Here is a 14,650-nt window from a genome sequence, read left to right as displayed (position 1 = left end):
CCGCACATCGCCCCGTCACGCAATCGGCGCATAATGCCGAACACACACGCAGCAGCCAATGGCCAGCCGATCAGGAGACCGCCATGGAAGCGAAGAACGAAGAAGTCGTCGCACACCTGCTCTCGGATGTCGTCGAATTCGCGCGCGGGCGCCTGCCCGAAGCCACGTTCCGGATCGTCGAACCGTTCCTGCGTCATTACTACGACTTCGTCGACGCCGACGACCTGCAGGATCGCAGCATCGCCGACCTCTACGGCGCCGCGATGGCGCACTGGCAGACCGCCCAGAAATTCGTGCCCGGCAGCGAGCGGCTGCGCGTGTACAACCCGATCCTCGAGCAGCACGGCTGGCACTCGGACCACACGGTGATCGAGATCGTCAATGACGACATGCCGTTCCTCGTCGACTCGGTGACGATGGCGGTGAACCGCCTCGGGCTCGCGCTGCACTCCGCGCTGCACCCGGTGTTCCGTATCTGGCGCGGCAGCAACGGCGGGATCGAGCGTGTCGACGCCGGCGGCGCGACGGCCGCCGACGGCCAGTCGCAGCTCGCCTCGTTCATCCATTTCGAAGTCGACCGCTGCGGCGACGCCGCGTTGCTCGACACGCTGCGCGACGACATCGCGCGCGTGCTCGGCGACGTGCGCGCCTCGGTCGAGGACTGGCCGAAGATCGTCGACATCGCGCGCGCGACGATCAAGGACATGAAAGCCCGCGAATCCACCGCGGAAGACATCGAGGCGCGCGCCTTCCTCGAATGGATGGCCGCCGACCACTTCACGTTCCTCGGCCAGCGCGACTACTCGCTGGTATCGGACGCGTCGGGCTTCGGGCTGCGCGGCGTCGAGGGCTCCGGCTTCGGCCTGCTGCGCGAATCGCTGCGGCCGTCCGGCGCGCCGGACGTGACGCCGCTGCCGCCGGCCGCCGCCGAGATCATCACCGGCCCCTGGCCGATCTTCCTGACCAAGGCGAACTCGCGCGCGACCGTGCACCGGCCCGGCTACCTCGACTACGTCGGTGTGAAACTGGTCGGCGCCGACGGCAAGGTGATCGGCGAGCGCCGCTTCATCGGGCTCTACACGTCGACCGCGTACATGGTGTCGAGCGCCGAGATCCCGATCGTGCGCCGCAAGTGCGCGAACATCGTGCGGCGCGCGGGCTTCCTGCCGAAGGGGCATCTCGGCAAGTCGCTGGTGACGGTGCTCGAAACCTATCCGCGCGACGAACTGTTCCAGGCCGACGAAGACCAGCTCTACGACATCGCGCTCGGCATCCTGCGGCTGCAGGAACACCAGCGCACGCGCCTGTTCGTGCGGCGCGACCGCTTCGACCGCTTCGTGTCGTGCCTCGCGTTCGTGCCGCGCGACAAGTACAACACCGACCTGCGCCGCCGCATCGCGAAGCTGCTCGTCGACGCATACAACGGCGTGAACGTCGAATTCACGCCGCTGCTGTCGGAATCGGCGATCGCGCGGATTCATTTCGTCGTCCATGCCGAACCGGGCACGATGCCCGACGTCGACACGCGCGAGCTCGAAGCGCGGCTCGTGCAGGTCGCGCGCCGCTGGCAGGACGATCTCGCGGACGCGCTGCTCGACGCGTTCGGCGAAGAGCAAGGCAACCGGCTGCTGCAGCACTATGCGGAATCGTTCCCGGCCGGCTATCGCGACGACTACCCGGCGCGCACGGCCGTGCGCGACATCGAGCTGATCGAGCGCGTGAAGGAGTCGGGCCAGCTCGCGATGAACCTGTACCGCCCGATCGAGGCCGGCCCGCGCGCGTTCCGCTTCAAGGTGTATCGCGCGGGCGATCCGATCGCGCTGTCGCGCAGCCTGCCGATGCTGGAACATCTGGGCGTGCGCGTCGACGAGGAGCGGCCGTACCGGATCCAGACGCAGGATGCCGCACCCGCCTGGGTGCACGATTTCGGCCTTGAACTCGTCGATGACACCGAGTTCGACATCGAGCGCGTGAAGGGCCTGTTCGAAGATGCGTTCGACCGGATCTGGAGCGGCCGGATCGAGAACGACGACTTCAATCGCCTGGTGTTGCGCGCCCACCTGAGCGCCCGCGAGGTCACGATCCTGCGTGCGTATGCGAAATACCTGCGGCAGGTCGGCTCGACGTTCAGCGACGCGTACATCGAGCGCGCGCTGACCGGCAATCCGGCGATCGCACGGCAGCTCGTCGAGCTGTTCCTGCTGCGCTTCGACCCGGCCACCGGCGGCACGCGCGACGTGCAGGCCGAACACCTGCTGAAGGCCATCGAGACGGCGCTCGACCAGGTGCCGAACCTCGACGAGGACCGGATCCTGCGCCAGTTCCTCGGCGTGATCAACGCGACCGAGCGCACCAACTATTTCCTGCTCGACGCGAACGGCGAATCGAAGCCGTACCTGTCGTTCAAGTTCAATCCGGCGAAGGTGCCCGGCCTGCCCGAGCCGAAGCCGATGTTCGAGATCTGGGTGTACTCGCCGCGCGTCGAGGGCGTGCACCTGCGCGGCGGGCGCGTCGCGCGCGGCGGGCTGCGCTGGTCCGACCGCCGCGAGGATTTCCGCACCGAGGTGCTCGGGCTGATGAAGGCGCAGATGGTGAAGAACGTCGTGATCGTGCCGGTCGGCTCGAAAGGCGGCTTCGTCGTGAAGAACCCGCCGCCGCCGAGCGATCGCGAAGCGTGGATGCGCGAAGGCATCGCGTGCTATCAGACGTTCCTGCGCGGCCTGCTCGACCTGACCGACAATCTCGCCGGCAACACGATCGTGCCGCCGCCCGACGTGGTGCGGCACGATCCCGACGATCCGTATCTCGTCGTCGCGGCCGACAAGGGCACGGCCACCTTCTCCGACTACGCGAACGCGATCTCGCACGAATACGGCTTCTGGCTCGACGATGCGTTCGCGTCCGGCGGCTCGGTCGGCTACGACCACAAGAAGATGGCGATCACCGCGCGCGGCGCGTGGGAATCGGTGAAGCGGCATTTCCGCGAGATGGGCGTCGATACGCAGACGACCGACTTCACCGTGGTCGGCGTCGGCGACATGTCGGGCGACGTGTTCGGCAACGGGATGCTGCTGTCGCCGCATATCCGGCTCGTCGCGGCCTTCGATCACCGGCACGTGTTCCTCGATCCGAACCCCGACCCGGCGACGAGCTTCGCGGAGCGCGAGCGGATGTTCGCGCTCGAACGCTCGAGCTGGGCCGACTACGACACCTCCGTGATCTCGCAGGGCGGCGGCGTGTACGCACGCACCGCGAAGACGATCCCGCTGTCGCCGGCCGTGCAGGCCGCGCTCGGCATCGACGCGCAGGCGCTGCCGCCGACCGAGCTGATCCGCGCGATCCTGCAGGCGCCGGTCGACCTGCTGTACAACGGCGGCATCGGCACCTACGTGAAGGCCGCGCACGAAACCCACCAGCAGGTCGGCGATCGTGCGAACGACGCGGTGCGCGTGAACGGCGCGGACCTGCGCTGCAAGGTCGTCGGCGAAGGCGGCAACCTCGGCTGCACGCAGTTCGGCCGCATCGAGTTCGCGCAGCGCGGCGGGCGCATCAACACCGACGCGATCGACAACTCGGCGGGCGTCGATTGTTCGGATCACGAAGTCAACATCAAGATCCTGCTCGGCCTCGTCGTCACCGACGGCGAGATGACCGAGAAGCAGCGCAACACGCTGCTCGCGGAAATGACCGACGAAGTCGGGCTGCTGGTGCTGCGCGACAACTACTACCAGACACAGGCGCTGTCGATCGCGGGCCGCTACAGCGTCGAGCTGCTCGACGCCGAGGCGCGCCTGATGCGCTGGCTCGAACGCGCGGGCCGCCTGAACCGCGTGATCGAGTTCCTGCCGACCGACGACGAGATCGCCGAACGGCAAACCGCGAAACAGGGGCTGACGTCGCCGGAGCGCGCGGTGCTGCTCGCCTACAGCAAGATGTGGCTGTACGACGCGCTGCTCGAATCCGACGTACCGGAGGATCCGCTCGTCGCCGCGATGCTCGTCGACTATTTCCCGACGCCGCTGCAACAGCGCTTCAGCGAACCGATGCAGCGCCACCCGCTGCGGCGAGAGATTCTCGCGACGCACCTGACCAACGCGCTCGTCAACCGCGTCGGCTGCGCGTTCGTGCACCGGCTGATGGAGGAAACCGACGCGAAGCCGGGCGACATCGTGCGCGCCTGCATCATGGCGCGCGACGTGTTCGATCTCGATGCGGTGTGGCGCGATATCGACGCGCTCGACAACCGCGTCGCCGACGACGTGCAGGCGCGCATGTTCGTCGACGTCGCCCGGCTGCTGGAGCGCGCGGCGCTGTGGTTCCTGCGACACCTGCAGTCGGGCGCGGTCGCCGACGGCGGCGTCGCCGGCTTGATCGCGCGCTGCCGCGACGCGGTGCAGCGCCTCGCGCCGCAATTGCCGGCGCTGCTGCCGACGAGCGATCTCGAAGCGTTGTCCGAGCGGCAGCGCGTACTGGTGGACGCCGGCGTCGACAGCGCACTCGCCGGCCGCGTCGCGAACGGCGACATCTCGGCGGCGCTGCTCGACATCGCCGAAGTGGCCGCGACCTGCGATCGCAGCCTCGAGCTGGTCGCGGGCGTGTACTTCTCGCTCGGCACGCTGCTGAACTACCGGTGGATCGGCGAACGCGCGGCCACGCTGCCGGCGCCGACGCACTGGGACATGCTGGCGCGCGCGGCCGCGCTCGCGGAAATCGCGCGGCTCAAGCGCACGCTTGCCACCAGCGCGCTGGCGGAATCGGCCGACTCGACGGCGCCGGAGACGATCGTCCACGCGTGGCGCGAACGCCGCGAAGCCGCGCTGGAGCGCTACGAACATCTGCTCGCCGACCTGCGCGCGTCGGGTGGCGCGAGCCTCGCGGTGCTGCTCGTGATCGTGCGCGAGATGGCCGTGCTGGAACGCGCGTGACGGCTGACCGCGGCGTTACACCGTCGCGACCAGCAACTCTTCCGCGTTGTTCGGCGGACGCAGGCCGTCGGTACGATCGGCGAAGTAGCGGCGCGTGAGCGCCGCGGCCGACACATGCTCGGCTCGCGTGAAGCCAGCCTCCGTCGCGAGCGCGCGGATTTCCGCCGGTATGAAGAAGCTGATGAACGGCGTGCCGCTCGCGCGTGCGCCCTTCGCGGCCATTTCGAGCCCGGGGCGCACGTCCGGATCCGCATGCTCGAGCGGCAAGAGGAAAGTCATCGCGAACGTCGAACCCGGCGCGAGCGACGCGACTTCGCGTAGCGCCGCCGCGTTCGCGTCGCGCGTCAGGTACATGCTGACGCCGGTGGATACCACGACCGCCGGTTTGCCCGCATCGAAGCCCGCGCCAACGAGCGCGTCGCGCCACGACTGCTTCGCCTCGAAATCGACCGGCACGAACCGCAGCCAGTCCGGCACGCCGAAACCGAGCTCGGTCAGGCGGCGGCGCTTCCACGCCTGCGGCGCGGGCGGATCGACTTCGAAGACGGTCAAGCGCGACGCCATCTCGGGCCGGCGCTGCACGAAGCTGTCGAGTCCCGCGCCGAGGATCACGTACTGGCTCACACCCAGCGCGGCCTGCGCGACGACGAGATCCTCGATGAAGCGCGCGCGCGCGACGATCGATGCGCGAAACGGCCGCGTGAACTGCGGATCCATGTCGCCGCGCTGCTGCCAGCCGGGCGCCGGTGCAAGCAGGCGCAGGCCGACTTCATCGGCGAGCACGTGCGGCGGCGCATCGAGTTCGACGTGCAGCGCGCGCCACAGCGCGACGCGAGCGGCGGTGCTGTCGGGGGCGTCCTGATGGTTCTGATGGTCCTGATGGAGGTCGCTCATCGCCGCGGCCTCACTCACCCGACCCGCCCGGCGTGCCCGGCGCCTGCAGGCGCCACACGCGGCCGTCGGGGTCTCGCACGGTCATGTCCCGCGTGCCCCAGTGCGTATCCTCGAACGGCGTGACGACGTCGACGATCGGCTGCGGCCTGACCGACTGTTCGTCAGGCACCGTCAGCACGACCTGCATGTCCGGCGTCTCGCTCGTCGGCACTTCGGCGATGAACAGATACGGGCCGTCGCCGCGCCTCAGCTGGCCCGACGCATGATCGGTTTCGAATTCCAGCGTGAAGCCCAGCGCCTGGAAGAACTTCGCCGACTTGCCCCAATTGTGCGTCGTCAGGTACACGGCTTCGATTCGCCCGGATGACATGTCACTCCTCCTTGGTGGACGGCCCGGCTCCCGGTGGCGGAGCGGCCAGATACGCGCGCAATGCGTCGGCCACCAGCGCGGACAGCGACTGCTCCGTTTCGATGGCGCGATGCTTGACCTGCCGGATCAGGCTCAGCGGCAGGTACACGTTGAACTGCTTCACTTCTTCGTCGCTCATGATTACTAGTATGCTAGCAAAATAGCAAAAGTCAAACACGGAACGGAACCGGCGGCGTGGCGTGCGGCGGACGCCGACGCCGGCCATGCCGCCGCTCGCCACGCGCTCACATCATGTTGGCCCGCGCCACCACCCGCGCGAACAGCGCGTCGAGATCGAAGCCGGTCGTATCGATGCCGATCGTGTCGCGCAGGCACGCGCCCCACGCCGCCGCGTCGTCAAACGTGACGGTGCGCCCCGCGCCCGCCGCGTCGCGCAGCGTCAGCACGGTGTTGAACAGCGCCGCGCGGCCGTCAGGCAGTACGCGGCACGCGATCAGGTCGTTCACGAAGATCGATTCGGGATACGTCGACGTGAACCAGTTCGCGGCGTCGTAATCGATCCACTCGGCCCGCTTCAGCGAGAAGCGATAGGTCGTCTGCCAACCGTCCGGAATTTCGAACTGCATGTCGAATTCGCCGTCGACCGGCGCGCCGACCACGCGAAACGCGCCGTGCGGCGTCAGTTGCCGCGCGTCCGGCACGAAGCGCAGCGGCGCGGTCAGCGTCGCGCTGCCGAAGCCGATGTCCGCGAGCCACGTCGCGCCGTCGAGATCGATGCGCAGCAGCATGTGCGTCTGCGCGGTGACGACCTCGGGCGGCCGCATCCAGCGCACGCGCGCGATCAACGGCGTCACGCGGAAACCGATGTGCGTGAGCGCGGTGTAGAACAGCTTGTTGAGTTCGAAGCAGTAGCCGCCGCGGCGGTGCCCGATCACCTTGTCGATGATCGCCGGCAGGTCGAGCGCGACACGCGCGCCGGTCAGCGGATTGAGGTTTTCGAAGGGGATCGCCTGCGGGTGCAGCAGATGCAGCCGGCGCAGCACGTCAAGCGTCGGCTCGGCCGGGCCGTCGTAGCCGATGCGGGCGAAATAGCGCGGGAGGTCGAACGAGTCAGTCATGAACCGGCACCGGGAACGGGGAACACGCCACGATAGCATCGAGCGTAATCCCCATGTTGCGCGGGGCCTTCCCGGCGCGCCGCGTGCGGCTGCCTGCACCGCAGCGCGCGGCGCCGATAACGTTACGGCAGCAGCTTCAGCGCGGACGACGCAACCGCCGGCACCGAGATGCCCTGGCTCGTCGCGAACTGCACGGCCTGGCTGAGCGTCGACGTGAGCGACTGCAACTGGCCCGGCGCGCTTTGCGCGATATACGACGCGGCCTGCATGTTTTGCGGATTCAGGCCCGCCTGCAGCAGCGATGCGGCGCTGGTCGAACCGAGACTGCCGAGCCCCGACTGCAGCTGCGAGTACTGCGTGAGGCCCTGGCCGAGCGATGCAAGGCCGTTGCTGAACGCCTGCTTGTCGACCTGGCCATGCGTCGCACCGCCGCTCGCGAACGCCTGGCCGAGCGCCTGCGACACCGACTGCTGCGCGCCGCCCATCTGCGACAGCGCGGCCGGCGTCAATGCGTTGCCGCCGCCGAGCAGGCCGGCGGCCTGCTGCGCCTGCCCGGCCGCGCCGGTGAGCCCCATCGCCGACGCGAGCGACGACTGGCCGGCCAGCACCTGCTGGTTCGCGCCGACGTACGCCTGCAGCAACTGCGCGACGCCGCCCTGCGACGGCGCGGCCTGCTGCTGCCCGCCGCCGAGCAGCGACGATCCGATCGATTGCAGGTCGAGTTGCGCATGCGCGGTGCCGTTGACCCCCAGCAGGATGCCGAATGCGATGCCTGCCGATGCCAGGTGCTTGCCCGTCGCGCGAATGTGCTTCATCTGTTTCCCTCGTGCCCGAATTATTGAGGCAGATATTGTTGAAGCGCGTCGCGCGCCGCCGCAACGACTGAAACACATCGAAACGAAATCGCGCGCCGCGGCCGCTTGCAATTCCGCCGCCGCTCCGGCTCGCCGCGCGCATTCGTCCGCATTTGCCGCGCGATCTCGACGGTGCATCGGGATTCGTTCCTTGCCCGCATCAATATCGCTGGTTGCGGGCCGCCCGGGATCGCGGCCGCCGCGTGCGTCAGGCAGCCATCCAGGCCGGCAGCCGCCGGCCGACCCAGTCGGCTGCCTGCTCGTAGCCGCGCGCGAGCTGCAGCACCGCGAGATCCGCGCGCGGCCGGCCGATCAGCTGCATCCCCATCGGCAGCCCCGCGTCGTTGAAGCCGACCGGCACGCTGATCACCGGGCAGCCGGCCAGCGTCCACGGCACGACCGTTTCCATCCAGCGGTGGTAGGTATCCATCGCGCGGCCCGCGATTTCCTTCGGCCAGCGCTGCTCGACGTCGAACGGGAACACCTGCGCGGTCGGCGCCGCGATGAAGTCGTAGCGATCGAAGAAGCTCAGCACGGCCTGATGCCACGCGGTGCGCTCGATGCTCGCGTCGAACACCTCGGCAGCCTGCATCGCGAGCAGCCCTTCGACCTCGTAGATTGCCTCGGGCTTGAGCAGCGCACGGCGTGCCGGGTCGCGATAGTGCGCGAGCAGCCCGCCGCCGGACAGCAGATGCCGATGCGCGAGCCACAGACGCCAGATCCGGTCGGGCGCGAACGCCGGCAGCGCCGCATCGACGTCACAGCCGATCTCGCGCAGCGTCGCGAGCCCCTTTTCGCACTGCGCGAGCACGCCCGGCTCGGTCGCGAGATAACCGTTCCAGTCGCCGACCCACGCGATGCGCTCGCCGCGCAGGTCCTTGTCGAGCGACTTCGTGAACACCGCAGGGTCTTCCGCGAGCGACAGCGGATCGTTCGGGTCGTAGCCCGCCTGGATCGACAGCAGGTGCGCGACGTCGCCGACCGTGCGGCCCATCGGCCCTTCGATGCCGAGCTGCTGGATAAACACGTCGACGGCCGGCCAGCGCGGCACGCGGCCCTGCGACGGACGCAAGCCGTAGATGTTGCAGAACGCGGCCGGATTGCGCAGCGAGCCACCAAAGTCGCTGCCGTCCGCAACCGGCAGCATGCGCGCGGCGAGCGCCGCCGCGGTGCCGCCGCTGCTGCCGCCCGCGCTTTTCGTCAGGTCGTACGGATTGCGCGTCGCGCCGTGGACCTCGTTGAACGTGTGCGAGCCGAGACCGAACTCCGGCGTGTTGGTCTTGCCGATGAAGATCGCACCCGCCGCGCGCATCCGCCCGACACCGACCGAGTCGGCCTGCGGCACGTGATCGCGGAAGATCGGCGAGCCGTAGGTCGTCCGCAACCCTTTCGTCATCGCGAGATCCTTCGGCGCCTGCGGCATCCCGTGCAGCCAGCCGTGATATTCGCCGCGGGCGAGCGCCGCGTCCTTTTCCGCGGCTTCGGCGAGCAGCGTGGCGCGATCGCGCAGCGAGACCAGCGCGTTCACCGCACCGTTCACGCGCTCGATGTGATCGAGATACGCACGCATCGTCTCGACGCAGGAGACCGCCTTGCTGCGGATCGCCGATGCGAGCTCGCCGGCCGACAGGCGCACGATCGGGTCGACGGTGATGGAAGCGGGGGCGAGAAGCTGCGGGGCGCCGTGCGGCATGCGAGGTCTCCTGGAATCGGAACAGAATGGCGGGCCGCGGGTGGCCGCACTCCGTCCCGAGCGGCCGGCAATGGGCCTGGAATGGGCGGGAGGGGCCGCGCCGCGACCGATGCTCTACTCTACGCGACGCCCGATGGCCGACCTTCGATATTTTCCGCCGCGATTCATTGAAGATCCGACTAAATCGGCACGCCGCCCGGGAGGACCGGAGCGGCCGACCGGCTGATGAAAACGTTTATGCGCATAAACTTAAATTTCTTATATTTCTAATAGGCGCGACACAACGCGACGGCCGGCGTTGACGGCATTTTTACGTGGCCGCCCGATCTCTTTAGATCGAGCGATCCGGCGGCGCGCTACGCTGGAAACATCTCGATTCCGGAGCATCTTCCATGCTCAAGCTGCTGGTTCCTGTCGGTCATTCGCCCCGTTCGCTGCAGGCGGTCCGCCACGCGACCTTCCTGTATCGCGAACGCTGCGCGTCGGAGATCGTGCTGATCAACGTACAGCCGCCGCTCGAAGCGACGCGGCTCGAGGCGTTTCACCCGCTGTCGCGGCTGCGCTCGATCGAGGACAAGTTCGCGTGCGACGATCTGGCGATGGCCGAGCGGGTGCTGCGGGAAGCCGGAGTCCGGTACAGCGTGGTGAAGAAGGTCGGGCCGGTGGCCGACACGATCGCGGCCGTCGCGGCCGAGACGGGCTGCGACGAAATCGTCGTCGTCGCGCCGCGGCACGATCCGGTTCATACGATGTTGTCGATGTTCCGCCGCAGCGTGATGAGCCGGCTCGTGCGGATTTCGAATGTGCCGGTGACGGCGGTGCGATAAGCGGCTGATCGCAGCGGCGTCGCCGCCGAGTTGTGCGGCACCGCGCCGTCGACCTCGATGCGCACCGGCGCGACGTGGTCGTCATGGACCCGCTCAGGCGGGTCGTTTCATTGGAGTCGACGCGACGATGCGTCCAGCACGGTGCAAAGCCGTCGTGTGCCGTGTACCGATACTGCGACGCGCACACGTGCGCCGTCGCATAGCACCGACCTGCTTACTGGATGGCCTTGCGCCAGAACACGAGATAGGCCGCCACTGAAGACGCGCCCAGCAGGATGACCCACAACGGCGCCATGCTGATCAGGACCGAAGAGACGTTAAGCATTTGGATTCCTCACTATTTCGATAGCGATGTTCAACATGTACCGCTGCGTTCGGAACCGCTGCGCCCATCGCTTGCCGCGCATCGCGTTCCGCCAGAACATGCATTCATGCTATCGCTTCGCCCCGTAGCGCGACCGTCTCGCCCTGCCCGCACCCTGACATTCGTCAAACTCGCATCGATTGCGCGCCGGTCCGGCCAAACACCGCCCCTTTCCCCGCCGCGATGGGCAAAGACAGGACGCGATCACGTCGGCCAGCGGACATTTCAGCAGACGATTACCCGGGGAAGCCCCAATGCTTCGCACAACGTGTCCGCGTTACGCTTGAGCGACGAGGAGACGAATCATGAGACGAGTGGTACATATCGCTTTTTTCGCGCTGCTGGCCTACCTGATCGGCGATCGGGCGCTGCTGCATGCGCAAGGCCGCGACGCCAGTCCGACGGCGTGCTCGCAAGGCGCCGAGCAGGTGAAATACGACGCGCTCAGCCGCGGCTTCGGCAACGCGGCAGCCAGCAGCCAGAGCGAGGCATTCATGTCCGGCTGCCTCGTGAGCGGGCGCGGCAATCAGGATGCCGCGATCGCGGCGCGTTGAGATCGAACAGGCGCCGCCGTGTCGGCTGCGCCCGTGTCGCGCCGCGTGGCCGGGAGCGGTCGCGACCGGCGCTTTCCGTCCTTGGTGCTCCGCGCGACCGGCCCTGACCTGCCGGTAGCCGGCAATACGCCGTCAATGCCGCGCTCGACGAATCGATGAGCGGCCCGCGCGACACTTCAAGCAAGTCCATCCCTTAGCGGCCGGGGCAAAATCGACTGCCAACGCCCATCGATATCCCAATTCGGATGCGCCCGTTCACGCACGCGCCGTCCACCCAACTTCCCCTATCCTCGCTGCCCGCGCGCCGCCGGTAGCGGCTTTCCGCTGCGCTGGGCTGCGCGACCGAAACCCATTCCGCCCGGGCACGCCGATTGCGACTTCCCTGTCCTTCCTCACGGGGCCGCCGCCAACATGAACGACCAAGAGTCCATCGATTCCGCACAACCTCGTCCGTCCGCGACGATGTGGCTCCGGCGCCTCGGACCGGGCCTCGTCACCGGCGCCGCCGACGACGATCCTTCCGGCATCGGTACCTATTCGCAGGCGGGCGCACAGTTCGGCTTCGAACTGCTCTGGTCGCTGCTGCTGACCTATCCGCTGATGACGGCCATCCAGCTGGTCAGCGCGCGCATCGGCCGCGTGACGGGCAAGGGCCTCGCGTCGAACATGCGCACGCACTATCCGCCGTGGCTGCTCTATGGCACCGTCGCGCTGCTGACCATTGCGAACGTGATCAACATCGCGGCCGACCTGTCGGCGATGGGCGCGGCGGTCAAGTTGCTGCTGCACGGCCAGCAAGAGCTTTATGTCGTCTGCCTGGGCGGCGTGTCGGTCGTGCTGCAGATTTTCGTGCCATACGACCGCTATGCCCGCCTCCTCAAATGGACCGCGCTGACCCTGCTCGCCTATGTCGCCGTCGCGCTGATCGTGCCCGTCCCGTGGCGCGAGGTCGGCCGTGCGATCGTGCTGCCGCATATCCAGTTGAACGCCGCCTACCTGACGACGATCATCGCCGTGCTCGGCACCACGATCAGCCCTTATCTGTTTTTCTGGCAGGCCTCGCAGGAAGTCGAGGAATTGCGCGCGGCGCCGAACCAGCAACCGCTGCGAAGCATGCCGCACCAGGCGCCCGCGCAGTTGCGGCGGATCAGCGTCGATACCTGGGTCGGCATGGGCGTGTCGAACCTCATCGCGTTCTTCATCACGCTGACGGCCGCGGCGACGCTGCACATGCATCACATCGACGTGAAGACGTCGGCGGATGCCGCACGGGCACTCGAGCCCGTCGCCGGGCACTTCGCGTACGTGTTGTTCGCGCTCGGGATCATCGGCACCGGCCTGCTGGCGCTGCCGGTTCTCGCGGGATCCGCCGCCTATGCGGCCGCGGGCACCTTTCGCTGGCGCAACAGTCTCGCGTTGCGGCTGGGCGTCGCGCCCGAGTTCTACGCCGTGATCGCATTGGCGATCATCGGCGGCGTCGCGATCACGTTCATGCATTTCGACCCGATCCGGGCGCTCTACTGGAGTGCGGTCATCAACGGCGTGACGGCCGTGCCGATCATGTTCGTGATGATGCTGATGGCCGGCAGCAGGCGCATCATGGGCGAATTCGCCGTCAGGGGCGTGCTGGCATGGGGCGGCTGGCTCGCGACGCTCGCGATGGTGATCGCGGCGATGGGCGTGTTCGTGCCGGGCTGAACCACACCGCCGCACCGCCCTGCCGGCGCTTCGCATCGCCGGATCAACCGGCATCGCACGGTGTACGCGCACCGCGAACGCATGCCGCCGGATGGAAGGAGGACGCATCGTGACGAAGAAAACCGCCGGATCGGCACGGCTGCCGACCTGCGACCAGCGCGCGCACATTCTCGCCAACCTGCGCAGCCGCAAGATGGCGCGCTCGATACACACCTATACGCGCGGCAGCGCCGAGCGCTTCTACGCATGGCTGGCGGACCATCGATCCGGCACCTTGCCCGACGGTCCCGCGATATGGATCGGCGGCGATTGCCATCTCGGCAATCTGGGGCCCGTCGCGTCGAAGACGGGTGAAGTCGCCGTGCAGATTCGCGATCTCGACCAGAGCGTGATCGGCAATCCAGTCCACGATGTGCTGCGCCTGGGATTCTCGCTCGCCACCGCGGCGCGCAGCTCCGATCTGCCCGGCATCATCACGTGGCGGATGATCGAGGCGCTCATCGACGGATACGAGCAGGCGTTCGACAGCCGGCGCCGCGACGAACTCAGCCACATGCAACGCCCGACCGAGGTGAAGATCGCGATGAAGGCGGCGCTGCATCGCTCGTGGCGGAAACTCGACCGGCAGACGATCAGGAACACCACGCCGCACATCCCGTTGGGCAAACGCTTCTGGCCGCTGTCGGAACGGGAGCGGACCGCCATCCACACCCTGTTCGAATCCGCACCGGTTTCCACGATCAGCGCCGCGCTCAGCCGCGCGGCACGCAGCGACGCCAGCATGAAGGTGCTCGACGCCGCCTTTTGGGTGAAGGGCTGCAGCTCGCTGGGCCGGCGCCGCTTCGCGGTGATGCTCGATATCGACGACGCGTGTTCCGATGGCCATCCGCCCTACCTGATCGACATCAAGGAAGCCACGGCCGCCAAGGCGCCGAAACAACCGGGGGTGCGCATGCCGCGCGATGCCGCACAACGGGTGCTGGAAGGCGCGCGGCACGTGTCGCCGATGCTGGGAAGCCGGATGTGCGCGGCGCGCCTCGACGGGCGCTCCGTCGTCATGCGCGAATTGATGCCGCAGGATCTGAAACTGGACGCGGAACGGCTGTCGGAGGCTGACGCGGTGAAAGTCGCACGATACCTTGCGCTGGTGGTCGGCCGCGCGCATGCCGCACAGATGGACAACACGACGCAACGCGCGTGGCGCGCCGAGTTGCGTCGCCAGCGTCCGAAGACCCTCGACGCGCCTTCATGGCTGTGGCAAAGCATCATCGAACTGATGGCCGCGCATGAACAAGCGTATCTCGAACATTGCCGGCGCCATGTGCTCGGCAAGGCCGTCCGCTGAATCGACGC

General features: G+C 67.9%; 11 protein-coding genes. 5 read left to right on the top strand and 6 right to left on the bottom strand.

The window, feature by feature from the left end; translation table 11 throughout:
• Window positions 1-83 precede the first annotated feature (83 nt).
• Window positions 84-4,925, top strand: a complete 4,842-nt coding sequence (locus ACVK00_RS10145) for an NAD-glutamate dehydrogenase (RefSeq protein ID WP_284891328.1) — start codon at window positions 84-86, stop codon at window positions 4,923-4,925.
• A 15-nt stretch (window positions 4,926-4,940) separates the two neighbouring features.
• Here ACVK00_RS10145 and ACVK00_RS10140 read toward each other — a convergent pair whose 3' ends face one another.
• The 6 genes from ACVK00_RS10140 to ACVK00_RS10115 form a co-directional block, all read right to left on the bottom strand.
• A complete protein-coding gene (locus tag ACVK00_RS10140; protein ID WP_284891329.1) occupies window positions 4,941-5,819 on the bottom strand; it encodes a class I SAM-dependent methyltransferase in 879 nt (292 codons plus the stop codon).
• A 10-nt stretch (window positions 5,820-5,829) separates the two neighbouring features.
• The gene (locus tag ACVK00_RS10135; RefSeq protein WP_228907961.1) at window positions 5,830-6,189 is read right to left on the bottom strand and encodes a VOC family protein; all 360 of its coding nucleotides are present in this window, start codon (window positions 6,187-6,189) and stop codon (window positions 5,830-5,832) included.
• A 1-nt stretch (window position 6,190) separates the two neighbouring features.
• Window positions 6,191-6,367, bottom strand: a complete 177-nt coding sequence (locus ACVK00_RS10130) for a ribbon-helix-helix domain-containing protein (RefSeq protein WP_105831255.1) — start codon at window positions 6,365-6,367, stop codon at window positions 6,191-6,193.
• Between the two features lie 106 nt (window positions 6,368-6,473).
• Complete coding sequence (locus ACVK00_RS10125; RefSeq protein ID WP_284891330.1) at window positions 6,474-7,307, bottom strand: arylamine N-acetyltransferase family protein; 834 nt, start codon at window positions 7,305-7,307, stop codon at window positions 6,474-6,476.
• 122 nt (window positions 7,308-7,429) lie between these two features.
• Window positions 7,430-8,122, bottom strand: coding sequence for a hypothetical protein (locus tag ACVK00_RS10120; RefSeq protein ID WP_284891332.1), 693 nt, complete (start codon window positions 8,120-8,122; stop codon window positions 7,430-7,432).
• 247 nt (window positions 8,123-8,369) lie between these two features.
• The gene (locus ACVK00_RS10115) at window positions 8,370-9,854 is read right to left on the bottom strand and encodes an amidase (protein ID WP_284891334.1); all 1,485 of its coding nucleotides are present in this window, start codon (window positions 9,852-9,854) and stop codon (window positions 8,370-8,372) included.
• A gap of 392 nt (window positions 9,855-10,246) precedes the next feature.
• Between ACVK00_RS10115 and ACVK00_RS10110 the strand changes: the two genes are divergently transcribed.
• From ACVK00_RS10110 to ACVK00_RS10095, 4 genes are all read left to right on the top strand, one after another.
• Window positions 10,247-10,681, top strand: coding sequence for a universal stress protein (locus ACVK00_RS10110; RefSeq protein WP_228907965.1), 435 nt, complete (start codon window positions 10,247-10,249; stop codon window positions 10,679-10,681).
• 669 nt (window positions 10,682-11,350) lie between these two features.
• Entirely contained in the window at window positions 11,351-11,599 is a 249-nt protein-coding gene (locus ACVK00_RS10105; RefSeq protein ID WP_284891335.1) for an adhesin, read from the top strand.
• A 411-nt stretch (window positions 11,600-12,010) separates the two neighbouring features.
• Window positions 12,011-13,297, top strand: a complete 1,287-nt coding sequence (locus ACVK00_RS10100; protein ID WP_354123285.1) for an NRAMP family divalent metal transporter — start codon at window positions 12,011-12,013, stop codon at window positions 13,295-13,297.
• A gap of 91 nt (window positions 13,298-13,388) precedes the next feature.
• Window positions 13,389-14,642, top strand: coding sequence for a DUF2252 family protein (locus ACVK00_RS10095; RefSeq protein WP_435521273.1), 1,254 nt, complete (start codon window positions 13,389-13,391; stop codon window positions 14,640-14,642).
• Window positions 14,643-14,650: the final 8 nt, after the last annotated feature.

The sequence above is a fragment of the Burkholderia sp. PvR073 genome (assembly GCF_054055695.1).
The sequence above is the reverse complement of the archived record's forward strand: the minus strand, read 5'-3'. Positions and strand labels throughout refer to the sequence as shown.